Source organism: Qipengyuania gaetbuli (assembly GCF_009827315.1).
Classification (GTDB): Bacteria; Pseudomonadota; Alphaproteobacteria; order Sphingomonadales; family Sphingomonadaceae; genus Qipengyuania; species Qipengyuania gaetbuli.
In genome coordinates, this window is record NZ_WTYF01000004.1 from 1,927,260 (window position 1) to 1,952,303 (window position 25,044).

The window sequence follows — 25,044 nt, forward strand, 5'->3', positions numbered from 1 at the left end:
GGATTCTTAGTTCAAACGGTAGCTGATCGTACGCACGTCGCTGTCGGGAATCGGGTTCCCGTTCTGGTCCAGCGCCGGATCGTAGCGGGCGTAACGGCTCATGCCGTCGCAGGCTGCAGCGTCGAGGTCGGCATTGCCGCTCGAAGCAGAGACCGAACAGGCCGAGACACGGCCGTCGGGTCCTACAGTGACGCGCACGGTCACGTTGCCCTCGATGCCATCGCGTTCCGCACGACGCGGATAGTTGCGCTGGATTCGGGCAGCCCAGCCGCTGAGGCCCTTCGGCGTCGCTTCACGCGACTTGTTGACGGGCGGCGGAGCGGGCGGAGCCGGCGGAGCGGGCGGCGGAATCCGGACCGCGGGCGGTGCCGGCGGCGGAATCGTCGTCTGCGTACGGATCGGGGGCGGCGTCGTCGCGATATTGATCGGCGGCGGCGGGGCCACCGGCGGCGGCGGGGCCGTTTCGGGAATATCTTCCGGCGGCGGCGGCTCGTCCTCGGGCTCCGGCGGCGGTGGTTCTTCCACGTCGATCGTGGTCACGCGTTCGACAACCGACTTGGCCACATCGAGTGCCAGGCCGGTGATCAGTGCGTAACCGAGTCCTATGTGGATGAGGGCAACGATGATGATCGCAACGATGCGATTGCCACTCATCTCTTGGTCAGCATAAGCCATTCGGTTGCATCACTCCATCGTGTCTGCCCGATTCGCACCGGGCCGTTCTGGCGCCGTGGGGGGTGGCTTACTCAACCGTAATCCCGACGCCGAATTCCATTTTTCACACGTGCATTACCCTAGGGGTAACGACGGTGCAGGCCTTTGGCTGTTCCCGAAAAAATCCGCAAGTGGACCCATTCAGGCAATATTGTATCATTCGCCCGGCTCTGGCCATCCCCTTAGCTGCGATGCCAGATAGGGGCAAACGCTTTATCGGTTAACGGCGGATTCACGGCACCGCTGGAAGGTATGACCGTTATCGCCGAATCCATGGCATATTGAGCCATGCCTGAGAAAAGCGCCCGAGAAATCACGAGGTTCGTCCCGATCATGCTTCCCCGACATATACTTGCCTGCGCCGCCGTCCTCGCGATCGCGACTCCGGCCGCCGCGCAGCAGGCTGCCCCGGCGCCGCTCACCTATGCCGACCTCGTCGACCTGGCCGACGGCACGCCGCTGGTGATCAAGGCGCAGATTCGCAAGCAGGCGACGGTGGAGCCCGAGCGGGCCCGCGGTCTCGCGCCAGGCCATGCCCGCCTTTACATCGAGGCACGCACCTCGGCGCTCATTTCGGGCACCGTGCCGGTCGGCGAGGAACTGCGCTATCTCGTCGACGTGCCGCTCGATGCCAAGGGCAAGCCGCCCAAGCTGAAAAAGCAGGAAGTGCTGCTGTTCGCGCGCCCCGTCGCCGGTCGCCCGGGTGAAATCCAGCTGGTCGATAGCGGGGCGCAACTGCCCTATTCGCCGGAGCTCGAAACGCGCCTGCGGCCGATCCTGACCGACCTCCTCGCCGCTGATGCACCTCCTGCAGTCACCGGTATCAGCGACGCGCTGGCCGTCGAAGGGACGCTGGTGGGCGAATCGGAAACCCAGCTCTTCCTCGACACGGCGAACGACGGGCCGGTGTCCGTCACCATCGTGCGCCGCCCCGGACAGGCTCCGCGCTGGGGCGTGTCCTGGACCGAGATCGTCGACCAGTCCGCCCGCGCGCCGCGCGCCGGCACCATCGCCTGGTATCGCCTCGCCTGCAGCCTTCCCGCCGAACTGCCCGGCAGCGCGAACCTGTCGCGCGATGCGGGTGCAAGGGCGTTGGCGGCACGCGACTATGCCTTCGTGATCGACCAGCTCGGCCCGTGCGAGCGCACGCGGAACTGAAAGCGCGCTTAGGCCTGCCAAAGACAAACTGGTTCACCTCGCCGCCCTGCCTGCGCTAGGCGGGGCGGCATGAAGCCCTTTTCCCATACCTTCCGCGTGCGTTACGCCGAGGTCGACCCGCAGAGCGTCGTCTTCAATTCGCGCTATCTCGAATATGCCGACCTGCTGGTCAGCGAGTTCTTCCGCGAAGCGCGCGAGGAGCGGGGGATGCCCGCCGATGTCGAGTTCCACGTCCGCCGGGCAGAGGTCGATTACCTCGCGCCCATCCGCTTGGAAGAACTGATCGAGGGCCGCCTGACGATCGAACGCATCGGCAATTCCAGCATGGAAACGCTGGTGACCTTGCACGGCGCGGAAACGGGCGACCTGCGCGCGGAAATGCGTCTGCTCACCGTCCATGTCGACCTGCCCGAAGGACGCCCGACGCCGGTTCCCGATGCCGTGCGCACTGCCTTCGGCTTCCCGGCGCGGGAGGCTGTCCATGGCTGATCCGCTGCGCATCGCGCTTGCCGGCCTCGGCACAGTAGGCACCGGCGTAATCCGCCTGATCGAGACCAACCGCGACATGATCGCGGCGCGTGCCGGCAGGCCGATCGAGATTACCGCGGTGACCGCGCGCGATCGCGGCCGGGACCGCGGCGTCGACCTGTCGCCCTATGGCTGGGTCGACAACATGCATGCCATGGCCGAACGCGCCGATGTCGATGTCGTGGTCGAGCTGGTCGGAGGGTCGGACGGTCCGGCCCTGACGCTCGCCCGCGCCGCGCTCGATGCGGGCAAGGGCTTCGTCACCGCGAACAAGGCGATGGTCGCCCACCACGGCCTCGAACTGGCCGAACTCGCCGCGATCAAGTCCGCCCCCTTCGCTTTCGAGGCGGCGGTCGCGGGCGGCATCCCGGTGGTCAAGGGGCTGCGCGAAGGCACGGCGGCCAATGCGCTCAACCGGATTTACGGCATCCTCAACGGCACCTGCAATTACGTGCTCTCGGAGATGGAGCGCACCGGCGCCGATTTCGACGACATGCTCCGCGCCGCGCAGGAGAAGGGCTATGCCGAGGCTGACCCTGCCTTCGATATCGAGGGCGTGGACGCAGCTCACAAGCTCGCCATCCTGGCCGCCATCGGGTTCGGCACGCGGATCGATTTCGACGCCGTGCGCACCGAAGGCATCACCAAGGTGCGTGCCTCGGACATCGCGCAGGCCGATGCGCTGGGCTACGTGGTCCGGCTGGTCGGCACTGCCGCCTTCGACGAAAGCGGCGACGAGCCGCGCCTGCTCCAGCGCGTGCGGCCCTGCCTCGTCCCGTTCCGCCATCCGCTGGCCGCCGTGACGGGCCCGACCAATGCAGTCGTGGCGGAAGGCGATTTTTCGGGACGGCTGCTGTTCCAGGGCGCAGGCGCGGGCGACAAGCCGACCGCCAGCGCCGTGGTAGCCGACCTCATCGAGATCGCGCGCGGGCAGAGCGGGGCGCCGTTCTCCGTGCCGGTCACGGCGCTGCGCGAATGCGCGCCCGCCGATCCGGGTCAGCGCGTGGGCCGCGACTACATCCGCTTCACCGTGGCCGACCGCCCGGGCGTGCTGGCAGAAATCACCGCTGCGATGCGCGATGCGGGCGTCTCCATCGAAAGCCTGATCCAGCGCGGCCGCGACCACGAGGGCGGCGAGGTGCAGGTGGCGATGGTCACCCACGAGGGGCCGGAGCGCTGCGTCGACGAGGCGCTGGCGCTGCTCGACGGCTCGCCTAGCCTGACGGCTCCGCCTCTGGTGATGCCGATCCTGAAGGACTGACCCCTGCCGCCTGCCCCTGCGGGGCGGGGGGAAGGCCGAGCGCGTCGGCATTGTCCTGCCGGCCCGGCTCGGTCACGACCTGCGGCTCGCTCAGCTGGCTGACAGGCGTCTCGCGCCCCAGCGGCGCAAGGCCGCGCGCGATGCGGTCGGCATCGGAGCCGGGCGGCGCTTCGGGCAGCGCCTCGATATCGATCAGCACCGGCATCGGCGGCGGACAGGGCGGAATGAAGCAGCCGCGCGCGACGACCGGGCCATGGTTCGGGATACCGAACATCTCCACCGGCTTCTGGCCCTGCGTGCGCTGCGCATGGCGACGCTCGGCCGCTTCTTTGTCGTAGAGGCGGTTCTCGTCGCCGGTCTGGCGGCGGCAAACGATGATCTCGCCGGAAATTTCGGCGGCATCCTGCTCGGCGCTGCAATCCTCGAATTTCGGGCCGTCCTCCTCCAGCTGGACGCGCAAATCGATGCGCTCGGGCGGCGTGGCGGACTGGGCTTGGAGGGCGTCCTTCGCCGAAGCGGCGAACGGGCTTGCGGCAATGAGGACGGGTACGACCGCAAGGACGCGTCTCGACAATGTCATGCTCCTGCGTCTATCGGCGCGGCGCATACGAATTCGCGCACCGCCCACCCGGTCGCTCCCCAAACTGGCTTCAAGGACTGAACCCGCCATGAACTCGCCTGCCGAAAATCCCCTCGACCGCGTTCTCGTGCTCGAAATGGTCCGCGTGACCGAAGCTGCCGCCATCGCCGCCTCCAAGCTGATCGGGCGCGGCGACGAGAAGGCCGCCGACGCCGCAGCCGTGGAAGCCATGCGCCGCGCTTTCGACACGCTCTACATGGACGGCACCGTGGTCATCGGCGAGGGCGAGCGCGACGAGGCGCCGATGCTCTTCATCGGCGAGAAGGTCGGCGGAGCGCCGGGCAAGGGCCCGAAGATCGACATCGCGCTGGACCCGCTGGAAGGCACGACCATCACCGCCAAGGCGGGGCCGAACTCGCTCGCCGTGCTCGCGGCGGCGGCAGAGGGCTGCCTGCTCAACGCGCCCGACGTCTACATGGACAAGCTGGCGGTCGGCCCGGGCTATCCCGAAGGCATCATCGATCTTGCCAAGAGCCCGACCGAGAACGTGACGGCGGTCGCGGCCGCCAAGGGCGTGGAGCCGGGCGACATCATCGTCTGTGTGCTCGACCGCCCGCGCCATGCCGACCTCATCGCCGAACTGCGCAGCCTTGGCTGCGGCGTGGTGCTGATCGGCGACGGCGACGTGGCCGGCGTCATCGCCGTGACCGACGAGGACACCACCATCGACATGTACATGGGGCAGGGCGGCGCGCCGGAAGGCGTGCTGGCGGCAGCCGCGCTGCGCTGCGTCGGCGGCCAGTTCAACGGCCGCCTCGTCTTCCGCAACGACGACGAGAAGGCCCGCGCCCGCAAGTGGGGCATCGAAGACCTCAACCGCATCTACACGCGCGACGACCTGGTGAAGGGCGACTGCATCTTCGCCGCGACCGGCGTGACCTCGGGCTCGCTGCTCGAAGGCGTGAAGTACCGCCGCGGTGGCATCATGACGACCGAAAGCGTGGTCATGCGCGCCTCCAGCGGCACCGTGCGCTGGATCAAGGGCGAACACCGCACGAAATAGGTTCCGGGCGGGGAAAGGCCCGCCATGCCATGTTGCAATCCCATGACGTGTCGCTAGGCGGATTGCACAGCCGCTCACGGGGATTCGCACGCATGAAGATCTTGGCCGCCAATTCGAACCTGCCGCTCGCACGCGCGATCGCGGGCTATCTCGAACTGCCGCTCGTCGACGCGCAGGTACGCCGCTTCGCCGACGAGGAGATCTTCGTCGAGATCCACGAGAACGTGCGCGGCGAGGATGTGTTCGTCGTCCAGTCGACCAGCTATCCGGCGAACGACAATCTCATGGAACTGCTGATCTGCATCGATGCGCTGAAGCGCGCCTCGGCGCGGCGCATCACGGCGGTGGTCCCCTATTTCGGTTATGCAAGGCAGGACCGTAAGCCCGGCCCGCGCACGCCGATCTCGGCCAAGCTGGTGGCGAACCTGATTACCGAAGCGGGCGCCGACCGCGTGCTGTCGGTCGATTTGCACGCTGGCCAGATCCAGGGCTTCTTCGATATTCCGACCGACAACCTCTATGCGGCGCCCGTCATGGCGGCCGACATCCAGGCGCGCTACGGCGACCAGGAACTGATGGTTGTCTCGCCCGACGTGGGCGGCGTGGTGCGCGCCCGCGCGCTGGCCAAGCGGCTCGACAACGCCCCGCTGGCGATCGTCGACAAGCGCCGCGACCGTCCGGGCGAGAGCGAGGTGATGAACATCATCGGCGACGTGTCGGGCCGCCATTGCATCCTGATCGACGACATCATCGATTCGGGCGGAACGCTGTGCAATGCGGCGCAGGCGCTGCTGGACGAAGGGGCGGCATCGGTCGCCGCCTACATCACCCACGGCGTGCTCTCGGGCGGCGCGGTGGCCCGTGTCGACAGCTCCGCGCTCAAGGAACTGGTCATCACCGATTCCATCCGCGCAACCGATGCGGCCAGCGATTCCGAGCGTATCCGCATCCTGACCATCGCCCCGCTGATCGGCGAGGCGGTTCGCCGCATTGCCGACGAAAGTTCGGTCAGCTCGCTCTTCGACTAGGTTTCGGCCGGCCCTGCCATCGGCAGTTCGGACGAGGGGTCGCGCCAGCTCGGCGCCCCGCCCTCGTGCGCGACCGCCAGCGCCTCGGCCTTGCGCGCCTGCCGCGCTTCCAGCGTCAGCGTGATGACCGGCTGGGGCGAGCGGGTGAAGACCATCGGCGTCATGCCGAAAAACTCGCTGAACTCGCGGATCATGTGCGACTGGTCATAATAGCGCATCACCGCTTCGTCGCCCTCCGCACCCTCGCAGATGCCCCGCAATGTCGCGGCGAGGTCGAGTGCGCGAGCCCGGCGCAGCACGTGCTTGGGCGGCAGGCCGTAATCGCGCAGCACCTGCCGAGTCAGCGTGCGCGGATTGACGCCCAGCTGGTCGGCGAGGTCGCCGACCTGCAGGTTCGGGTCGGCCAGCGTCGCAAGGTCGAACAGGCGGATCGTCTCGCTCGGCGCTTCCGGCTGCATTTCCCGGACGAGGTCGAGCAGGCATTGTTCGACCAAATCGATCCAGTCGCGCGGTGTGCCGTCGAGGTCGAACTCGTCGAGCCATTCCTCGCGGATGGCGGGATAGACTTCCGCCAGGGTCCTGATCTCGTCGACCAGCGGCGCGATCTCCGGACCGCCGAGCGCGCCCACTGCCCCGGGATGGAATTGGATCGCCACGGTCGAAAAGCCGCCGCGGAAGGTGGCCGGCATGCGCTTGGAATTGGGCCCGTAGAAATAGGACCCGCGGCCATGGAGGTAGGAGCCTGACGCCGTCTCGCCGTGCAAGTCGCCCCGCAGGATGAAGCGGATGATCGGCACGTCGGAGAACACCCCGCAGGACACGAGATTGTCGGCCGGAGCCTCGACCTTGGTGGCGTAGAGGCGGCAGACCCAGGGCTGCAGTTCCTCGCAAGCCGCGCGGTTGAACGACAGCGGATTGCCGTCGCGGGTGGCGCCCGCAAGCGAGTGCAGGTGGTTGTCCGGGGTCAGGGGCTCGTCGGTTTCGTCACGCATGGGATAGACAGGGGGTCAATCGGTATCGGGTTCGGTGTCGGGGTCCCGCCACGGGGCAGGTTCTCCGGCGGACAGTTTCGCCAGCGCTTCCAGGCGGCGCGACTGGCGGATTTCCATGGTGATGCGCAAGAGCGGGCAATCGCCGACCTGCAGTCCGCGCGGGGTCTGGTCGAAGAAATACCGCATCTCCCGCGACAGGTGGGACTGGTCGAAATAGCGCAGGCGAAGCTCGGGCTCTTCGTCCTCGTCCGCCACGCCCAGCAGCGCTGCCGCCATGTCCAGCGCGCGCGCCCGGCGCAGGGCGAACTTGGGCGTCACGCCCCAGTGGCGGTTGATGGTCCGCTCCAGCGTGCGCCGGGTCACGCCGGTCGTGTCGGCGAAATCGGCAAGGCTGGCATTGGGAGCGGTCAGGCACTGCCATTCGAAAGCCTCGAGCAGGCCGTGCGGCTCCTCGAGCCCGGCCTCGCTGATGCGCTCGTGCAGATGGGCCTCGCAGGCATCGAGCCAGGCGACGGGATCGTCCTGCGGGCGGTGCCCTTCGTGCGGGATGCCGTGTCCTGTCAGCGGGTCGATAGGCAGGATGCGGTCGAGCATCTCGCTCGCCTCGGGAAGGTCGAAATTATGCGCGAAGCCGGAGGTGCAATTGACCGAGACGACGCGGAAAGAACCGTGCACTTTCAGCTTCATCGCGCGCGTTTCCGGCCCGAAATAGAGCGCCATGCCCTCTTCGCCCGGCTCGAACTCCTGCACGCCGTCCGCCGTCTCGGCGGTCCATTTCGCGCCGTAGATCATCCGCAGGACCGGGTGCTCGCACATGGACGCGCATTCGATCGAGGCGCCTTCGGGCATGTCGACCGACGTCACGCCCACGCGCATCAGCCAGTGGCGCAGGTCGGGGTGCGGCGACCGGTTGAGCGACAGGGGCATGCCTTTTGGCGTCGATCCGGTGTTGGAGTGGATCGACGACATGTCGGCTTCGGTGCCACCAGGCCCCGGCCGGTTAGTGGCGTCCTTCGACGTCGTGACGTAATCCCCCTTCGATGCGACCCGAAGGCGGGATGCTTTATCAAGCTATCTTGACCGTATTGTGTAATGCAGCAAATGCACCGCCATGCCAACGCATTCCGATCTCGCCTTCGCCAACCGTCTCGCCGATGCCGCCGGTGAAGCGATCCGCCCGCTGTTCCGCGGGAGCTGGGAGCAGGAGCAGAAATCGGACTCCACTTTCGTCACCGAAGCCGACCGAGCAGCCGAAGCTGCAATGCGCGCGCTGATCGAGGCGGAACACCCCGATGACGGCATTTTCGGCGAGGAATACGGCATCCGCAACGAGAGCGCGGGGCGCCGCTGGGTGCTCGACCCGATCGACGGCACCACCAGCTTCATCGCCGGACGACCCATCTTCGGCACGCTGATCGCACTGCTGCAGGACGGCTTTCCCGTGCTCGGCATCATCGACCAGCCGATCGGGCGCGAACGCTGGGCAGGTTTTTCGGGGCGCGAGACGACTTTCAACGGCAAGCCGGTGCGCAGCGCGCCCTGCCGTGCGCTGGGCGATGCGGTGCTCGCCACCACCACGCCGCACCAGTTCTCCGACCACGAGGCGGACCATTTTATGGGCCTTGCCAAGTCGGTGGCCGAGCGCAAGATCATCTACGGCGGCGATTGCTACAATTACGGCCTCGTCGCGAGCGGCCATGTCGACCTCGTGTGCGAGGCGGGCCTCAAGCTGCACGATTTCGCCGCGCTCGCCCCGATCGTGGAAGGCGCAGGCGGTCTCATGTGCGACTGGTCCGGCGAGCCGCTCCATGCGGGCAGCGACGGCAATGTGCTGGCCATCGGCGATCCCGCGCGGCTCGAAGACGTGCTCGAGGCCATGGGGCTGGCCGAATAGGCGGGAAAAGCCCGCGCCGTTCACTTTACAATCATTTGGCCGCGTCTAGGGACCCGTTCGCCGTTTGGACGGCATGAACTCAAAAGGGTCTCAGAACACATGAATAAAACGATTATCGCGCTTGCGCTCGCAGGCGTCGCCATGCCCGCAGCGGCACAGGCACAGGATTACGATAGCTCGAACGCCGTTGCCGCCGACAAGGCCGGCGTGCGCGTCGAGGGCCGCCTTTCGTGGGAGCGTATTAACGATCCCGAAGAAGAAGCCGGCATCAATTACGAAATCGGTTCGGGCATCGCCTATGGCGGTGAAATCGGCGTCGATTTCCCGGTCAGCGAGCGCGTCGTGCTCGGCCCCTACGTGAACTACGAAGCCTCGAGCGTCGAAGACTGCGCCGACGGCCTGTGCGTCGGTTCGGACGGCTTCTGGTCGGCCGGCATCCATGCAGGTCTGATCACTGGCAAGTCGGGCATGGTCTATGCCAAGCTCGGCTACGGCGAGCAGACCATCTACCTCGACGGCGAATTCTACGATGCCGGCACCAACACCACCTTCGTCTTCGACGAGAGCGAAACGGGTGGCGGCTATGCCTTCGCGATGGGTTACGAGCACGGCTTCACCAGCACGCTCTACGGCCGTGCCGAAGTGGGCGTGAGCGAAGCCTCGGACATCTACGGCTTCGATTTCCAGCGCGGCCACATCGGCCTGTCGCTCGGCGCGCGCTTCTAAGCTCGCGGGCTTGCAAGCCAAATCGGGGGCGGGCTGCCGGAGAGGCGGCCCGCCCTTTTTCTATCCGGTAGCGAAACCGGGCGAATGCGTTAGGAAGGCGCCATGCAGGACGGTCTATCGCTCGCAGGACGCAATGCGCTGGTCACCGGCGCGGCGCGGGGGCTGGGTTTCGAGATCGCGCAGCGCCTTGCCGGGCGCGGCGCGAAGGTCTGGCTCAACGGGCGCGATGCGGCGGCGCTCAAGGAGGCTGCCTTGCGCATCGGCGGGGCTTGCGAACCTCTCGCCTTCGACATTGCCGACGATGCGGGGACCGCTGCGGCATTCGACCGTTTGGCAGGCGAGGGCGGTCTCGACATCCTCGTCAACAATGTCGGCCAGCGCGACCGGCGGCCGCTGGCAGACCTGCGCCGCGAGGACATGCGCGCCATGCTCGACGTGAACCTGACAGCGCCTTTCGACCTTGCCCGCCGCGCGGCTTTGCAGATGCAGGCCAAGGGCAAGGGCCGGATCATCAACATCACCTCGATCGCTGCCGATATCGCGCGCGGCGACGTGCTCTATACCGCGAGCAAGGGCGGGCTCGCCGCGCTGACCCGCGCGCTGGCGGCGGAGCTTGGCGGCCAGGGCATCACCGTCAATGCCGTGGCGCCGGGCTATTTCGCGACCGAGGCAAACGACGAGATGGTCGCCGACGAGGACATCGCCGCCCATCTCGAGCGGCGCACCTCGCTGGGGCGCTGGGGCCAGCCGGACGAGATCGCGGGTGCGGTGGCCTTCCTTGCCTCGGACGAGGCCAGCTACATTACCGGGCAGACGCTGGCGGTCGACGGGGGCTACCTCACCCACTTCTGACTTGCATTCGCCGCGCGAAACGCTATTTGCGCGCCCTTCACCGACACGTGATTCACCGCCGGTCTGGCCACAAGGGCTGCCAGGGCTGGTTGGACGTGTCTCCGAACCGATATCCGTAAAGGAGATGAAAATGCCCAAGCTGAAGACCAAGAGTGGTGTGAAGAAGCGCTTCAAGATCACCGCCACCGGCAAGGTCAAGCACGGCGTCGCTGGCAAGCGTCACCGCCTGATCAGCCACAATGCGAAGTATATCCGCCAGAACCGCGGCACCTCTGTCCTGTCGGAAGCCGACACGAAGACGGTGAAGAAGTGGGCGCCTTACGGCCTCGACTGATCGCGAACTAAGGAGAAACTGATATGCCTCGCATTAAACGCGGCGTTACCACGCGCCAGAAGCACAAGCGGCTCCTAGACCAGGCCAAGGGCTATCGCGGTCGCCGCAAGAACACCATCCGCGTCGCGCGCCAGGCCGTCGAAAAGGCCGGCCAGTACGCTTACCGCGACCGCAAAATCAAGAAGCGCAACTTCCGCGCTCTCTGGATCCAGCGCATCAACGCAGCGGTGCGCGCCGAAGGCCTGACCTATTCGCAGTTCATGCACGGCACCAAGCTGGCCGGCATCGAACTGGACCGCAAGGTGATGGCCGATCTCGCCATGAACGAAGGCGCTGCCTTCAAGGCGATCATCGAACAGGCGAAGAAGGCACTTCCCGCCTGAATGCCGGCCTGACAGGGCCAGACGAATTCAGGAAGGGCGTCTCCTTTTGGGAGGCGCCCTTTCTTTTTGCCCTGTCCGATTGGCTAAGTCTCCGTATTTGCGTTACTCTGTGACGCATGGTGGAGGTGATCTTCCCTGACGATACCGGCCGGCTGGACGTGCGCTTCTTTCCGCCGCCTGCCGATCTGGAACCTTACCTGACCCTCATTTACCACCTGAGGGTGTCGCTGCCGGAAGGGGAGACAATCGAGGATTATCTCCAGCCGGAATGGGCAAACCTGCGGTTCTATTGCGGCGTTTCCGCCAAGCGGCAAGGGCAGGTGGAACGCAGCGGGCCGACCCGCCTTGGCGAAGCGCGGCTCCACGTTACCGGCCCGCGCGCGCGGGCGCTCCATTTCGAAACCGGAAGCGCAGAAGTGTGGGGCGTCGGCCTCATGCCGCTGGGCTGGGCGCGTTATATCGGTGCCTCTGCCAGCGACTATGTCGATTTTGCCGGCGACGGGGAGGTGGAACCTGCCTTTTCCGGCATCTTGCCGCTTTGCGATGTGCTGTGCAGTCCGGACGGGGACGAGGATGAGCAGCTTGCGGCGCTGATCGGCTTCTTTCGCGACCATCCCGGCAAGGTCGCGGATGAAGCCCGTATCCGGGCAATCCACGCGGCAATGGTCGACCCCTACCTGGTCCATATCGAGGACTTCGCCGACGCCGCGAAGATGCACAAGCGCACGCTGGAGCGGCTGTGCCGCAAGCACTTCGGCTTTTCCCCGCGCTTCCTGCTGCGCCGCCAGCGCATGACGCGCTGCCTGATGGCCTTCATGCTGGCCAAGGAAAAGAATTGGCGACAAACGATCGATCTGCATTATCACGACCAATCCCACTTCTTTCGCGAGTTCCAGACCTTCATGGGAATGAGCCCCAGCGAATATGCCGCATTGCCACACCCGATTCTCGGTGCCTTCGCAGCCGAGCGGCAGCGCGTCTGGGGTGCGCCGGTCCGTGAAGCGGGCGCCTCGCCTGGCGAACAGCTGAGCGAGGCTTGACGGGTGGCAAGATCGGATGACCAGGGCGAAGTAGCCCTTACGTTCTTCCTTCCTCCGCCGGAGCTGAAGCCCTTCGTCACGGCCGTCTACCACATGAATGTGGGCGGTTCAGGACGCGGCCAGAACAGCGCGGTGCGCGACTGGCTGCATCCCGAATGGGCGAACCTCAGGGTTTCCACGAGCGGGCAGTTGATGGCCGGCATCGGTACCGAAGACCCGCAGCCCATGCCGCGCATGGTGATGACCGGGCCGACCAGCCGGACTATCAATTTCGTCGCACCCCCCGGGCGTACCTGGGGCATCGGCATATTGCCGCTCGGCTGGGCGCGCCTGGTCGATGCGGCTGCCAACCTCTATGCCGACCGTTCGGTCGACGTGGAGCGCGACCCTGCGCTGGCGCATCTCAAGCCGCTCGGCAGGCTGGAGGACAAGGCCCCGCTGGAGGAAGAGCGCGACCGCATCTTCGCCATGCTGAAACCGCTGCTGGCAACCCCGCACAAGCGCGAGGACGATATCGTGCGCGCGCAGCAGGCACTGATCGATCCGGCCTGTGCTACGGTCGCCCAGCTGGCGCAGAGCCTGTCGATGACGACGCGCACGCTGGAACGCTTCTCCTGCGAGGCCTTCGGCTTCTCGCCGCAGCTGCTGCTGCGCCGCCAGCGGTTCCTGCGCAGCCTTGCCCAGTTCATGCTCGACCCCTCGATGCACTGGATCGAGACGCTGGACCCGCAGTATTACGACCAGTCACAGTTCACCCGCGATTTCAAGCGGTTCATGGGGATGGCTCCGCGTGAGTACGCCAGGCTCCCTCATCCGGTGCTGGGCGCGGCTGCCCATGCCCGCAAAGAGGTCGTAGGAGAAGCCGTGCAGGTCCTGCACAAGCCCGAAGGCGCGCCGAGCACCAACTGAGTATTCCTGCAGGCAGGGAACTCCTGCCCTCGCCCTGCGCTTGGAAGGGCATAATGTCGGATCGCGTCTTTCACAGTGCCGAATTTGCGGCAGGCGGCCTGCGTTTGCAGGTGGCCGGGCCGCCGTCCGATCTCGCTCCCTATATTTCGGCCTACTACCGCACCGAAGTCGCGCCCGGCACCGTGGTCGAGGACTGGTTGCCGCCCGAAGAAGCCAATCTGCGCTGCGGCAAGGCCGAGGTCTACGAAGCGGCCATCGGCGACAGCGCACTTGCAAAGGCGCCCGCCGCGATCCTTTCCGGCCCGACCGACCGGGTCACGCGTCTCAGGATCGCTGGCGGGCATTTCTGGGGGATCGGCCTCACGCCTGCAGGCTGGGCGCGTTTCGTGGGCCAGTCCGCAGCGACCATGGCGAACCGTTTCGAGCGGGTCGATACTGCCATGGTCGAGGAAGGCCTCGGCGACTTATTGGCGACCCTGTGCCACGAGGTGGACAGGATGGAGGAAGCTGCCGACCTCATCGCCGCGACCTTCCGCTCGCTCGCCGGCGATCCGCTTGCCGATGTGAAGGCGATCCGCGACGTCCATCTCGCTGTGACCTCGACCGACGTGCATACCGTCACAGAGCTTGCCGAAATCGCGGGGATGCAGTCGCGCACCTTCGTGAGGTTCTGCCGACGCCATTTCGGTTTCACGCCCAGCAATCTGCTGCGCCGCCAGCGTTTCCTGCGCAGCCTCGGCAAATACATGCTCGACCCTTCCATGAACTGGATCAGCTCGCTCGACACGCATTACTGGGATCAGGCGCAGTTCATTCGCGATTTCCGGTCGGTGATGGGCATGACGCCGGGCGAATATGCCGCCCTGCCGCACCCCATCGTCCACGCCGCCGTGGCGGTGACCAATGCGGGCAGCGGCGTTGCCATGCAGGCACTCTACAATCCCGACCGCGAAAGAGAGTCCGAAACTGGGCTTTAGCATTGCCGCACATCCCGCTAGAGGCTGCGCGCAAGACGAAACCCGAGGATTCAATGACCGATCTGGCAACAATGCGGGACACCGCGCTCGCGCGTATCGAGGAAGCCGGCGATGCCGCTGCACTCGAGGCCCTGCGCGTGGAGTTCCTGGGCAAGCAGGGCTCCATCTCCGCACTGATGAAGACGCTGGGCAAGATGAGCCCGGAAGAACGCCAGAGCGAGGCGCCGAAGATCCAGGCGCTGCGCACCGACGTCGCCGACGCGCTGGCCGCGCGCAAGGACGCGATCGACGCCGCTGCCCTCGAAGCGCGGCTCGCCACCGAAACGCTCGATCTCACCCTGCCTGCGCCGCACGCACCCCGCGGCAGCGTGCACCCGGTCAGCCAGGTGATGGACGAGCTTGCCGAAATCTTCGCCGACCTCGGCTTCTCGGTCGCCACCGGTCCGGAAATCGAGGACGACTGGCACAATTTCACCGCGCTCAACATGGCCGAAACGCACCCCGCGCGCGCCATGCACGACACCTTCTATTTCCCCGACGTGGATAGCGAAGGCCGCCGGATGCTGCTGCGCACGCATACCTCGCCGGTGCAGATCCGCTCGATGGTCGCGCAGGGCGCGCCGATCCGCATCATCGCGCCGGGCCGCGTCTATCGCAGCGACAGCGACGCCACACACACGCCGATGTTCCACCAGGTCGAAGGCCTCGTGATCGACAAGGGCATCCACCTCGGCCACCTCAAGTGGACGCTGGAAACCTTCCTCAAGGCCTTCTTCGAGCGCGACGACATCGTGCTGCGCCTGCGCCCCTCCTACTTCCCCTTCACCGAGCCATCGGTCGAGGTCGACGTGGGCTGGCAGGACGTGGGCGGACGCCGCGTCCTCGGCGGTGACGGCGATGCGCCGGATCACGGCTGGATGGAATTGCTCGGCAGCGGCATGGTCAATGCCCGCGTGATCGGGTTCGCCGGGCTCGACCCGAAGGAATGGCAGGGTTTCGCATTCGGCGTGGGCGTCGACCGCCTCGCCATGCTCAAATACGGGATGGATGATTTGCGCGCGTTCTTCGACGGCGACCAGCGCTGGCTCGACCACTACGGCTTCTCGCCGTTCGACCAGCCGACCCTTTCCGCTGGCGTAGGAGCGAAGGCATGAAGTTCTCGCTCGAATGGCTGAAGTACTTCCTCGAAACCGAGGCAAGCGCGGCGGACATCGCGGCTGCGCTCAACCGTATCGGCCACGAGGTCGAGAGGATCGAGGATCCGGCTCAGCGCCTCGCAGGCTTCCGTGTCGCGAAAGTGCTGACCGCGGCCCCGCATCCCGATGCCGACAAGCTGCAGGTGCTCACTGTCGACACGGGTGACGGCAACCCGCTGCAGGTCGTGTGCGGTGCGCCCAATGCGCGCGCCGGCATGAAGGGCGTGCTCGGCCTGCCCGGCGCGGTGGTTCCGGCAAACGGCATGGAACTGCGCAAGAGCGCGATCCGCGGCGTCGAATCGAACGGCATGATGTGCTCCGTGCGCGAACTCGAACTCGGCGACGAACACGACGGCATCATCGAACTGCCCGAAGACGCGCCGGTCGGCACCAGCTTTGCCGAATACCATGACGCCTCGCCCGTCTTCGACGTGGCGATCACGCCCAACCGGCCCGATTGCATGGGCGTCTACGGCATCGCGCGCGATCTCGCCGCAGCAGGCGTCGGCACGTTCAAGCCGATCGAGATTCCGGCAATCGAGCCCAGCTTCGCCTGCCCGGTCGAAATCCGCACCGACGATCCCGAAGGTTGCCCGGCCTTCTATGGCCGCACCATCCGCGGCGTGTCGAACGGCTCGAGTCCTGAATGGATGCAGCGCCGCCTGATCGCGGCCGGCCAGCGCCCGATCTCGGCCATTGTCGACATCACCAATTACGTAATGCTCGCCTTCGGCCGTCCGGCGCACGCCTATGACCTCGCCAAGCTGACCGGTCCGGTGGTCGCCCGCCGCGCCAGGAACGGCGAACAGGTCGAGGCGTTGAACGAGAAGACCTACACGCTCGACGAGACCATGACCGTCATCGCCGACGATGCGGGCGTGCACGATGTCGCCGGCATAATGGGCGGCGAACATTCGGGCGTCACGGAAGCGACCACCGACGTCCTCCTCGAAATCGCCTATTTCGATCCCGAGCGGATCGGCGTGACGGGCCGCAAGCTCGGCCTCGCCTCGGACGCACGCACGCGGTTCGAGCGCGGCGTCGACCCGGCCTTCCTCGACGATGGCCTCGCGCTCCTGACCTCGCTCATCCAGCGCATCTGCGGCGGCGAGGCGAGCGAAGTGGTTCGCGCCGGCCAGCCGCCGGTGGAGCCGAAGGTCGTCGCCTTCGACCCCACTCTGACCCGCGATCTCGGCGGTATCGACGTGGCCGAAGACGAGCAGCGCCGCATCCTAACCGCGCTCGAATTCGGCGTGGGTAGCGACTGGCAGGTCACCTGCCCGCCGCGCCGCCACGATATCGAAGGGCCGGCCGATCTCGTCGAAGAAGTGGTCCGCATCCACGGCCTCGACAATGTCGCCAGCGTCGCCTTGCCGCGCGCCGACGGCGTGGCCAAGCCCACCGCGACCCCGCTCCAGCAGACCGAACGCAAGCTGCGCCGCGCAGCCGCCGCGCGCGGGCTGAACGAGGCGGTGACCTGGTCCTTCCTGCCCGCCGCGGAAGCCGAGCATTTCGGTGACGGCGCGCAGCTCTGGGCGCTCGACAACCCGATCAGCGAGGACATGAAGGTCATGCGCCCCTCGCTGCTGCCGGGCCTCGTCATGGCCGCCCGCCGCAATGCCAATCGCGGTGCGGACGCCTCGCGCCTGTTCGAGATCGGCCGCCGCTATTTCCGCGCAGCTGACGGTTCGAGCGACGAGAAGCCGACTCTCGGCTTCGTGCTGGCAGGCGAGCGGACCCCGCGCGGCTGGGCGAACGGCAAGGCGCAAGGCTTCGATGCCTATGACGCCAAGGCCGAAGTCACGGCCCTGCTCGAAGCGGCAGGCGCGCCGGTCGCCAACCTCATGGTGATGGGGGAAGCTGGCGAGCAGTTCCACCCGGGCCAGTCGGCCACGCTGCGGCTCGGCCCCAAGACCGTGCTCGCCCGCTTCGGCGCGCTGCACCTCAATACGCTGAAGGCGCTCGACATCGACGGGCCGGTGGTCGCCGGCGAGATCTTCCTCGACTCCATTCCAGCCAAGCGCGGCGGCGGCGGCTTTGCCCGCGCAGCCTATGCGCCGCCCGCGCTGCAGGCGGTCACGCGCGACTTTGCCTTCCTCGTGCCGGCAGGCCTTGCCGCAGGCGATCTGGTGAAGGCGGTGCGCGGCGCGGACAAGAAGTCTATCGTCGATGCCCGCGTGTTCGACGTGTTTGCAGGGCAAGGCGTGCCTGAAGGCAAGAAGTCGGTCGCGGTCGAGGTTATCCTCCAGCCGGGCGAGAAGACCTTCACCGACGAGGAGATCAAGGCGATCTCCGACAGCATCGTGGCAAGCGCCGCCAAGCAGGGCGCGGAGCTGCGCGGATGAAGACCGCGCTCGTCACCGGAGCCACTTCGGGCATTGGCGCGGCGACGGTTCGCGCGCTGGTCGCCAGTGGCTGGCGCTGCGTGGCGACGGGGCGGCGGAAGGACCGGCTCGATGCCCTCGTGACGGAGCTCGGTGCGGACAAGGTCCATGCAGCCAGCTTCGACGTGCGCGACGAGGCGGCCCGCGATGCGGCGCTCTCCAGCCTGCCCGACGCTTTCTCGGCCATCGACCTGCTGGTGAATAACGCCGGCCTCGCGCTCGGCACGGCGCCTGCGCAGAGCGCCGATCTCGACCAGTGGAAGACCATGATCGAGACGAACGTCACCGCGCTCGCCTCGATCACGCACAAGCTCCTGCCCGCGCTGATCGAGCGCAAGGGTGCAGTGATCAACGTCTCCAGCGTGGCGGCGACCTACCCCTATCCGGGCGGCAATGCCTATGGCGGGACCAAGGCCTTCGTGCGCCAGTTCAGCCTCGGCCTGCGCGCCGATTTGCATGGCACCGGCGTGCGCGTGTGTTCGATCGAACCGGGCATGGTGGAGACCGAGTTCACGCTGGTGCGCACCGGCGGTAACGAGGATGCGCACCAGGCGCTCTACGGCGGCGCGAACCCGATGACGGCGGACGATATCGCGGAAACGATCCGCTGGGTCGCGGAATTGCCGTCGCACCTCAATATCAACGCGCTCGAACTGATGCCCGTCAGCCAGGATTTCGCCGGTTTCCGGATCGCGCGCTAGGGCTGAGCCGAGCCGGGGTCAGTTTCCCCAGCCGTCGGCGCTCGAACTGCCGCTTTCGCCCCATTCGCTGCCGTAGCTGCTCTCGAAATCCGCCTGCTGTTCGTGGCGCGCGATGTCGGCGGCGGCCGCATTGGCGGCATCGACGTGCTGCTTCATCTCAGGGTTCATCGCCATCGCGGCCTTGGCGTTGGGATTGCCCAGCGTCATGTCAAAGGGACGTCCCTCGATCGCGGCGGCGACGTGTTCCTTGGCCAGCATCTGCATGACACCCATCGCATGCGCTGCCATCGGGTCCTTCGACACGGCTTCGTCGAGCCGGTCCTTTACCCCTTCGGGAATGCTGAGTTCGGTGGAGACACGGCTGCCCGACCCGTCTGGCGTGATCGTGGTGACGAAATGCATCATCTCGCGCCCGCCAGCGCCCAGCAAAGTGGTTACCACGGTATCGGGCGAAGGCTGCGTGACGCGGCTGCGCTTGATCTGGCTGCCGAGCACGTGGGTCGGCAGGTACGCGCCCTTGATCGCCTTGGCAACTTCGGCCGGCGGCTTTTCGTAATAATCGCCCGATGCACCGCAGGCTGCCAGCGAAACGGCCATGAACAGGGCGAGTATTGACTTGGACAGGCTCATTGTAATTCCCCCGAATATTATCGCCTTTTATAAATGCCGAGTGTTTCCATTCACTTAAAGCGCGCCCCTCGGGGCGGCGCGGTTAGCGGTGGACGCGGGGGCGCTTGCGGTCTAGCGGGCGGCGCATGGCGCAAGCGAATACCGATACCACCCAGTCCCGCCGCACTTTCGCGATCATCTCGCACCCTGACGCGGGCAAGACCACGCTGACCGAGAAGCTGCTGCTGACCGGCGGCGCGATCCACCTTGCCGGCGAGGTCAAGGCGCGCGGGGCGGCGCGGCGTGCGCGCTCGGACTGGATGAAGATCGAACAGCAGCGCGGCATCTCGGTGACCTCCAGCGTGATGACCTTCGAGCGCGACGGCATCACCTTCAACCTGCTCGACACGCCGGGGCACGAGGACTTTTCCGAAGATACCTACCGCACGCTCACCGCGGTCGATTCCGCCATCATGGTGATCGACGCGGCCAAGGGTATCGAGCCGCAGACGCGCAAGCTGTTCGAGGTCTGCCGGTTGCGCAGCGTGCCGATCATCACCTTCGTCAACAAGGTCGACCGCGAAGGGCGGTCGGTGTTCGAACTGCTCGACGAGATCGCCGACATGCTCGCGCTCGACGTTTCCCCTCAGATGTACCCCGTCGGCATGGGCGGGGAATTCCAGGGCATCCTCGATTTCGCCAGCGGCGAGGTGGTGGTTCCCGAAGGCCCGTCGAAGGAATTCAAGGGCAAGCGGGTGGCCGGTTTCGACCTGCCCGACGCGATCGCCGAGAATGTCGAGCTGGCGCAGATCGGCTATCCCGAATTCGATATCGACGCCTATCGCAGCGGCGACATGACGCCGGTTTATTTCGGCTCGGCGCTGAAGAACTTCGGCGTTACCGAACTGATCGAGGCGATTGCGAAATACGCCCCGCCTCCTCGCCCGCAGCCCGCCGGGGAGGAGCAGATTTCCCCCGACCGCGACGAGGTCACCGGCTTCATCTTCAAGGTGCAGGCCAATATGGACCCCAACCACCGCGACCGCATCGCTTTCATGCGGCAGGTCTCGGGCACCTTCAAACGCGGCATGAAGCTTACCCCGTCCGGCCTCGGCAAGCCGATCGCGATCCACTCGCCCATTCTCTTCTTCGCGCAGGACCGCGAACTGGCCGACACGGCGCAAGCCGGCGACATCATCGGAATTCCCAACCACGGCACGCTGCGGGTCGGCGACACACTTTCGGAAAAGAACCAGATCCGCTTCACCGGCCTGCCCAATTTCGCGCCCGAAATCCTGCGCCGTGTCCAGCTGGAAGACCCGACCAAGACCAAGCAATTGCGCAAGGCGCTGGACGATCTGTCCGAAGAGGGCGTGATCCAGGTCTTCTATCCCGAAATCGGCGGCCAGTGGATCGTCGGCGTGGTCGGCCAGCTCCAGCTCGAAGTGCTGATCAGCCGGCTCGAAGCGGAATACAAGGTCGAGGCACGCCTCGAAGCCTCTCCGTTCGCCACCGCCCGCTGGCTCAGGGGCGATGCCAGGGCGATGGACGAATTCGAGAAATACAACCGCGCCAATCTTGCCAAGGACCGCGACGGCGATCTCGTGTTCATGGCCAAGAGCCCGTGGGACGTGAGCTACCAGCAGGAGAAGAATCCGGAGCTGGTTTTCTCGGCCACGAAGGAAAGGTGAGGTTGAATCAATCGTGGAGGCGTTGCAAAGCGCCTGCATGACGCTCACCGGACCGACTTCGCAGACCTTCATTTCGCAGCGCCTGCGGCTCAACTATCTCGACTGGGGCAACCGCGGCAAGCCGCCGCTGGTGCTCGTCCATGGCGGGCGCGACCATGCCCGCAGCTGGGACTGGGTGGCAGAGGAATTGCGCCAGGACTGGCACGTCGTCGCCATGGACCACCGCGGTCACGGCGATTCCGACTGGGTCAGCGACGGCAATTACCACGTCAACGACATGGTTTACGACCTGGCGCAGCTGGTCCACCAGCTGGGCGTGGGACCGGTGACGATCGTCAGCCACTCCATGGGCGGCAATGTCTCGCTGCGCTATGCCGGCACCTTTCCCGACATGGTCACCAAGATCGTCGCGATCGAAGGGCTGGGGCCGAGCCCGAAGCGGCAGGCCGAAATGCGGGAGCGCCCCTATCCCGAACGCATGGCCGAATGGATCGGGCAGAAGCGCCGTGCCTCCGGCCGCATCCCGCGCAAGTACGAGAGCATCGAGGCGGCTTTTGCCCGCATGATTGAGGAGAACAGCTACCTCACCGAGGAGCAGGCGCGCCACCTCACCATCCACGGGGTCAACCGCAACGAGGATGGCACCTACAGCTGGAAGTTCGATCCGCACCTCAACGTCTGGCCAGTGGAGGATATCGCCGACGAATTCCTTCACCAGACCTGGGCGGCGATCAAGGCGCCCACGCTGCTGCTGTATGGCGCGGACAGCTGGGCCTCCAACCCCGAAGGTGATGGCAGGCTCGACCATTTCGCCAATGCGCGGGTGATCGAGTTCAAAAACGCAGGTCACTGGCTGCACCACGACCAGTTCGACCGCTTCATGGCGACGCTGGGAGAGTTTCTCTAGTGGCCGACTTCTTCGACGCGCTGGACGACAAGCACATCGCCATGATCGGCAAGCAGCCGGTCTTTTTTGTCGCCACCGCTGCCGAAGATGCCCGCATCAACTTGAGCCCGAAGGGCTACGATGCCTTCCGCGTGCTTGGCCCGACGCACGTCGCCTATCTCGACCTTGCCGGCTCGGGCAACGAGACCCACGCCCATCTATCGAAAGACGGGCGCATCACCGTCATGTTCTGCAATTTCGATCGGCCTGCGCTGATCCTCCGGATCTACGGCACGGGCCGTGCGGTCCTGCCGCAGGATGCGGACTGGGCGGAGCTGTCCGCGCATTTCGATTTGTTGCCGGGCACGCGGCAAATCTTTGATATCGCGGTCGAAAGCGTGCAGACCAGCTGCGGCTGGGGCGTCCCCTTCATGGAGTTCACGGACGAGCGCGTGACGCTGAAGAAGGCGCATGCGCAGTCCGATCCCGAAGAATGGCTCGCACGGGCGCAGGGTCGCGACCGGAGCATCGACGGGATCGCAGTGCGCACGACCGACCGCTACATTTCGGGTGAATAGGACGTCAGTGCGGCTCACCTTCGCCAGCTACAACATCCACAAGGCCGTCGGGCTCGATCGCAAGCGCGATCCCGACCGCATTCTCACGGTCCTGCATGAAATCGATGCCGATGTAATCGCGCTGCAGGAAGTCGACCGGCGCATCGGCGACAGGGCGACGACCATTCCCCGTGCCGAGCTGGACGATACGCACTGGCGCGTTGTCGAGGTCGCGCGCAGGCCGCGCAGCATCGGCTGGCACGGCAATGCCCTGCTGGTGCGCCGCGACCTGGAAATCAGCGAAGGCGAGGCGCTCGACCTTCCGACGCTGGAGCCTCGCGGTGCGGCCTGCGGCGAACTGCTGGTGGAAGGCCATGTGATCCGCGTGATCGGCACCCATCTCGACCTCTCGGGCCTTCGCCGCCGCGAACAGATCCGCTCGCTGATCGGCCATGTCGAGGCCTGCAAGCGCAATTTGCCAACCGTCATCATGGGCGATTTCAACCAGTGGGGCCGCGCCACGGGTGCCATGCGCGAGTTCACCAAGGACTGGATGGTCGTGACACCCGGGCGCAGCTACCCCAGTCGCCAGCCCGTCGCCACGCTCGACCGGATCGTCGCCAGCAAGCACTGGCGCTGCATTTCGTCCGAAGTGCACCACACGGCCCTGTCTGCCGTCGCTTCCGACCACCTGCCGGTCGTGGCAACGCTTGAGCTGCACAAAAAATAGCCACGCGCACATAAATTAGGCAAACAGGCCGCCTGACGCATCGTTTTGCCGTTGCGTTCCCCTCTTTCCGCAGTTTGGCACGCTTCGTGCTGCATGTGCGAACGCCGGTGCTTGGCCGGTGCGCAGCCAGAGGGGTGAACGCGTGAAATACATCATCGCAGTCATCAAGCCGTTCAAGCTCGACGAGGTGCGCGAAGCCCTCGGCGGCATTGGAGTGGCGGGGATGACCGTGTCCGAGGTGAAAGGCTTCGGGCGCCAGAAGGGGCAGACCGAGATTTATCGCGGTGCCGAATATTCCACCAACATGCTTCCCAAGGTGAAACTGGAAATCGCCGTCGCGGACGGTCTTGCACCGCAGGTGATCGAGACGATCCAGCAGACCGCCAGCACCGAAGCCATCGGCGACGGGAAGATCTTCGTTCTCGATCTCGCCGAAGTCACTCGCATCCGCACCGGCGAAACCGGCGAAACCGCGCTGTGAGCCGCAAGGAGACACTCATGACCATGCGTAAGTTCTTCTCCGGTGCCGCCGTGCTCGGAGCTTCCCTGACTGCCTCCACGGCAGCTTTCGCGCAGGAGGCCGCAGAAGCTGCCGCTGCCGTTCCCAACCCCGGCAACAATGCCTGGATGATGACCGCAACGGTCCTCGTCATGCTGATGATCATCCCCGGCCTGACGCTCTTCTACGGCGGCCTGACCCGCTCGAAGAACATGCTCTCGACCATGACCCAGATCGGCGCCACCGCCGCTCTGGCGATGATCATCTGGGTGATGTGGGGCTATTCGCTCGCCTTCGGCGACACCACCTATGAAGGCACTCTGGGCCTGTTCGTCAGCGGGGGTAGCTACTTCCTTGCCGGCACCGATGCGTCCAGCACGGCTGCGACCTTCACCGACGAGGTGATCAGCAAGTACGTCTTCATCAGCTTCCAGATGACCTTTGCGGCCATCACCGCGGCGCTGATTCTGGGCGCGACAGCAGAGCGCATGAAGTTCAACGCCGTCATGTTGTTCGTGCCGATCTGGCTGACCATCGTCTATTTCCCGATCGCCCACATGGTCTGGGCCGGCGGCGGCCTGCTGTTCGAAGACGGCGCGCTCGACTTCGCCGGCGGTACTGTGGTGCACATCAACGCCGGTGTCTCGGGCCTCGTCCTCGCCTACCTGCTGGGCAAGCGCCGCGGCTGGCCGCAGGAGCCCATGATGCCGCACAGCCTGACGCTGACCATGGTCGGCACGGGCCTGCTGTGGGTGGGCTGGTTCGGCTTCAACGCCGGTTCGGCTCTCGAAGCCGACGGTTCTGCTGGCCTCGCCATGATCAACACCTTCGTCGCCACGGCGGCAGGTGCCCTGACCTGGATGGTGATCGAGCGGATGGCCGGACACAAGGGTTCGGCCCTGGGCTTCTGTTCGGGCGTGATCGCCGGCCTCGTCGCCGTCACCCCGGCAGCCGGCAACTCGGGCCCCTTCGGCGCGATCCTGCTCGGCATCCTCGCCTCAGCGGTCTGTTACTTCTTCGTTGCCAAGGTGAAGGCCAAGTTCGGCTATGACGACAGCCTCGATGCATTCGGCATCCACGGCATTGGCGGCATCGTCGGCGCCATCGGCACGGCCGTGGTCTACCAGCCGTTCCTCGGCGGCCCCGGCGACGGCTCGACAGCGCTCGGTGCGCAGCTCGGCGTGCAGGTCTTCAGCGTCATCGTCACCATCGCCTGGGCAGGCATCGGCACGCTGATCGCCGGCCTGATCGTCAAGGCTGCAATCGGCCTCCGGGTGACCGAGGAAGACGAAGTCAACGGGCTCGACATCTCCGAACACGGGGAGCGCGCCTACAACTGACAACCGACTTGG

At 66.0% G+C, this 25,044-nt stretch carries 27 protein-coding genes; 22 read left to right on the forward strand and 5 right to left on the reverse strand.

Annotated features, from left to right (window positions below):
* Nucleotides 1-6: 6 nt before the first annotated feature.
* Nucleotides 7-654 (reverse strand): energy transducer TonB, encoded by a 648-nt coding sequence (locus tag GRI42_RS11985; RefSeq protein WP_234033942.1) that lies wholly within the window; start codon nt 652-654, stop codon nt 7-9.
* Nucleotides 655-1,002: 348 nt separating this feature from the next.
* On the opposite strand from GRI42_RS11985, the gene GRI42_RS11990 reads away from it, so the two are divergent.
* The 3 genes from GRI42_RS11990 (at nt 1,003) to GRI42_RS12000 (ending at nt 3,661) form a co-directional block, all read left to right on the forward strand.
* Nucleotides 1,003-1,872 carry a hypothetical protein gene (locus tag GRI42_RS11990; RefSeq protein ID WP_234033943.1) on the forward strand — a complete coding sequence of 290 codons (870 nt, stop codon included), beginning with the start codon at nt 1,003-1,005 and terminating at the stop codon, nt 1,870-1,872.
* A 69-nt stretch (nt 1,873-1,941) separates the two neighbouring features.
* Nucleotides 1,942-2,361: an acyl-CoA thioesterase gene (locus tag GRI42_RS11995; protein ID WP_160608710.1), complete on the forward strand. Its 420-nt coding sequence runs from the start codon at nt 1,942-1,944 to the stop codon at nt 2,359-2,361.
* Complete coding sequence (locus tag GRI42_RS12000) at nt 2,354-3,661, forward strand: homoserine dehydrogenase (RefSeq protein WP_160608711.1); 1,308 nt, start codon at nt 2,354-2,356, stop codon at nt 3,659-3,661. Before GRI42_RS11995 ends, GRI42_RS12000 begins: the two co-directional genes overlap by 8 nt.
* Here the strand turns inward: GRI42_RS12000 and GRI42_RS13870 are convergent.
* Entirely contained in the window at nt 3,615-4,235 is a 621-nt protein-coding gene (locus GRI42_RS13870) for a hypothetical protein (RefSeq protein ID WP_170289994.1), read from the reverse strand. The two genes, GRI42_RS12000 and GRI42_RS13870, sit on opposite strands and share 47 nt — an antisense overlap.
* A 94-nt stretch (nt 4,236-4,329) precedes the next feature.
* On the opposite strand from GRI42_RS13870, the gene glpX reads away from it, so the two are divergent.
* Both glpX and GRI42_RS12010 read left to right on the forward strand, forming a co-directional pair.
* Nucleotides 4,330-5,304, forward strand: coding sequence for a class II fructose-bisphosphatase (glpX, locus tag GRI42_RS12005; RefSeq protein WP_160608712.1), 975 nt, complete (start codon nt 4,330-4,332; stop codon nt 5,302-5,304).
* 92 nt (nt 5,305-5,396) lie between these two features.
* Complete coding sequence (locus GRI42_RS12010; RefSeq protein WP_160608713.1) at nt 5,397-6,332, forward strand: ribose-phosphate pyrophosphokinase; 936 nt, start codon at nt 5,397-5,399, stop codon at nt 6,330-6,332.
* On the opposite strand, the gene GRI42_RS12015 is transcribed toward GRI42_RS12010, so the two are convergent.
* Complete coding sequence (locus GRI42_RS12015) at nt 6,329-7,324, reverse strand: helix-turn-helix domain-containing protein (RefSeq protein WP_160608714.1); 996 nt, start codon at nt 7,322-7,324, stop codon at nt 6,329-6,331. The two genes, GRI42_RS12010 and GRI42_RS12015, sit on opposite strands and share 4 nt — an antisense overlap.
* Nucleotides 7,325-7,339: 15 nt before the next feature.
* Nucleotides 7,340-8,293: a helix-turn-helix domain-containing protein gene (locus GRI42_RS12020; protein WP_160608715.1), complete on the reverse strand. Its 954-nt coding sequence runs from the start codon at nt 8,291-8,293 to the stop codon at nt 7,340-7,342.
* Between the two features lie 142 nt (nt 8,294-8,435).
* Here GRI42_RS12020 and hisN point away from each other — a divergent pair, with 142 nt between their 5' ends.
* The 11 genes from hisN (at nt 8,436) to GRI42_RS12075 (ending at nt 18,720) form a co-directional block, all read left to right on the forward strand.
* Complete coding sequence (hisN, locus tag GRI42_RS12025) at nt 8,436-9,218, forward strand: histidinol-phosphatase (protein ID WP_160608716.1); 783 nt, start codon at nt 8,436-8,438, stop codon at nt 9,216-9,218.
* Between the two features lie 99 nt (nt 9,219-9,317).
* Nucleotides 9,318-9,944 carry a hypothetical protein gene (locus GRI42_RS12030; protein WP_160608717.1) on the forward strand — a complete coding sequence of 209 codons (627 nt, stop codon included), beginning with the start codon at nt 9,318-9,320 and terminating at the stop codon, nt 9,942-9,944.
* A gap of 102 nt (nt 9,945-10,046) precedes the next feature.
* Complete coding sequence (locus tag GRI42_RS12035) at nt 10,047-10,796, forward strand: SDR family oxidoreductase (protein WP_160608718.1); 750 nt, start codon at nt 10,047-10,049, stop codon at nt 10,794-10,796.
* A gap of 130 nt (nt 10,797-10,926) precedes the next feature.
* The gene (gene rpmI / locus GRI42_RS12040; protein ID WP_160608719.1) at nt 10,927-11,130 is read left to right on the forward strand and encodes a 50S ribosomal protein L35; all 204 of its coding nucleotides are present in this window, start codon (nt 10,927-10,929) and stop codon (nt 11,128-11,130) included.
* A gap of 23 nt (nt 11,131-11,153) precedes the next feature.
* Nucleotides 11,154-11,513: a 50S ribosomal protein L20 gene (gene rplT / locus GRI42_RS12045; protein ID WP_160608720.1), complete on the forward strand. Its 360-nt coding sequence runs from the start codon at nt 11,154-11,156 to the stop codon at nt 11,511-11,513.
* Nucleotides 11,514-11,629: 116 nt separating this feature from the next.
* The gene (locus tag GRI42_RS12050; RefSeq protein ID WP_160608721.1) at nt 11,630-12,553 is read left to right on the forward strand and encodes a helix-turn-helix transcriptional regulator; all 924 of its coding nucleotides are present in this window, start codon (nt 11,630-11,632) and stop codon (nt 12,551-12,553) included.
* Nucleotides 12,554-12,556: 3 nt separating this feature from the next.
* The gene (locus tag GRI42_RS12055) at nt 12,557-13,462 is read left to right on the forward strand and encodes a helix-turn-helix domain-containing protein (RefSeq protein ID WP_325065332.1); all 906 of its coding nucleotides are present in this window, start codon (nt 12,557-12,559) and stop codon (nt 13,460-13,462) included.
* A gap of 53 nt (nt 13,463-13,515) precedes the next feature.
* A complete protein-coding gene (locus GRI42_RS12060; protein WP_160608722.1) occupies nt 13,516-14,439 on the forward strand; it encodes a helix-turn-helix domain-containing protein in 924 nt (307 codons plus the stop codon).
* 53 nt (nt 14,440-14,492) lie between these two features.
* Nucleotides 14,493-15,593, forward strand: a complete 1,101-nt coding sequence (pheS, locus tag GRI42_RS12065; protein ID WP_160608723.1) for a phenylalanine--tRNA ligase subunit alpha — start codon at nt 14,493-14,495, stop codon at nt 15,591-15,593.
* Complete coding sequence (gene pheT, locus GRI42_RS12070; RefSeq protein WP_160608724.1) at nt 15,590-17,980, forward strand: phenylalanine--tRNA ligase subunit beta; 2,391 nt, start codon at nt 15,590-15,592, stop codon at nt 17,978-17,980. Before pheS ends, pheT begins: the two co-directional genes overlap by 4 nt.
* Nucleotides 17,977-18,720, forward strand: a complete 744-nt coding sequence (locus GRI42_RS12075; protein WP_160608725.1) for an SDR family NAD(P)-dependent oxidoreductase — start codon at nt 17,977-17,979, stop codon at nt 18,718-18,720. Before pheT ends, GRI42_RS12075 begins: the two co-directional genes overlap by 4 nt.
* 18 nt (nt 18,721-18,738) lie before the next feature.
* Here GRI42_RS12075 and GRI42_RS12080 read toward each other — a convergent pair whose 3' ends face one another.
* On the reverse strand, nt 18,739-19,350 hold the full coding sequence (locus GRI42_RS12080) for a hypothetical protein (protein WP_160608726.1): 612 nt from the start codon (nt 19,348-19,350) through the stop codon (nt 18,739-18,741).
* Between the two features lie 125 nt (nt 19,351-19,475).
* Here GRI42_RS12080 and GRI42_RS12085 point away from each other — a divergent pair, with 125 nt between their 5' ends.
* The 6 genes from GRI42_RS12085 to GRI42_RS12110 all read left to right on the forward strand — a co-directional run bounded on the left by GRI42_RS12085 (nt 19,476) and on the right by GRI42_RS12110 (nt 25,032).
* Entirely contained in the window at nt 19,476-21,020 is a 1,545-nt protein-coding gene (locus GRI42_RS12085; RefSeq protein ID WP_160608727.1) for a peptide chain release factor 3, read from the forward strand.
* A gap of 37 nt (nt 21,021-21,057) precedes the next feature.
* Nucleotides 21,058-21,927, forward strand: coding sequence for an alpha/beta fold hydrolase (locus GRI42_RS12090; RefSeq protein ID WP_160608728.1), 870 nt, complete (start codon nt 21,058-21,060; stop codon nt 21,925-21,927).
* Entirely contained in the window at nt 21,927-22,484 is a 558-nt protein-coding gene (locus tag GRI42_RS12095) for a pyridoxamine 5'-phosphate oxidase family protein (protein ID WP_160608729.1), read from the forward strand. The genes GRI42_RS12090 and GRI42_RS12095 overlap by 1 nt, the downstream gene beginning before the upstream one ends.
* Before the next feature lie 7 nt (nt 22,485-22,491).
* On the forward strand, nt 22,492-23,193 hold the full coding sequence (locus GRI42_RS12100) for an endonuclease/exonuclease/phosphatase family protein (RefSeq protein ID WP_160608730.1): 702 nt from the start codon (nt 22,492-22,494) through the stop codon (nt 23,191-23,193).
* A gap of 142 nt (nt 23,194-23,335) precedes the next feature.
* Complete coding sequence (locus tag GRI42_RS12105; RefSeq protein WP_160608731.1) at nt 23,336-23,674, forward strand: P-II family nitrogen regulator; 339 nt, start codon at nt 23,336-23,338, stop codon at nt 23,672-23,674.
* Between the two features lie 17 nt (nt 23,675-23,691).
* Complete coding sequence (locus GRI42_RS12110) at nt 23,692-25,032, forward strand: ammonium transporter (protein WP_160608732.1); 1,341 nt, start codon at nt 23,692-23,694, stop codon at nt 25,030-25,032.
* Nucleotides 25,033-25,044: the final 12 nt, after the last annotated feature.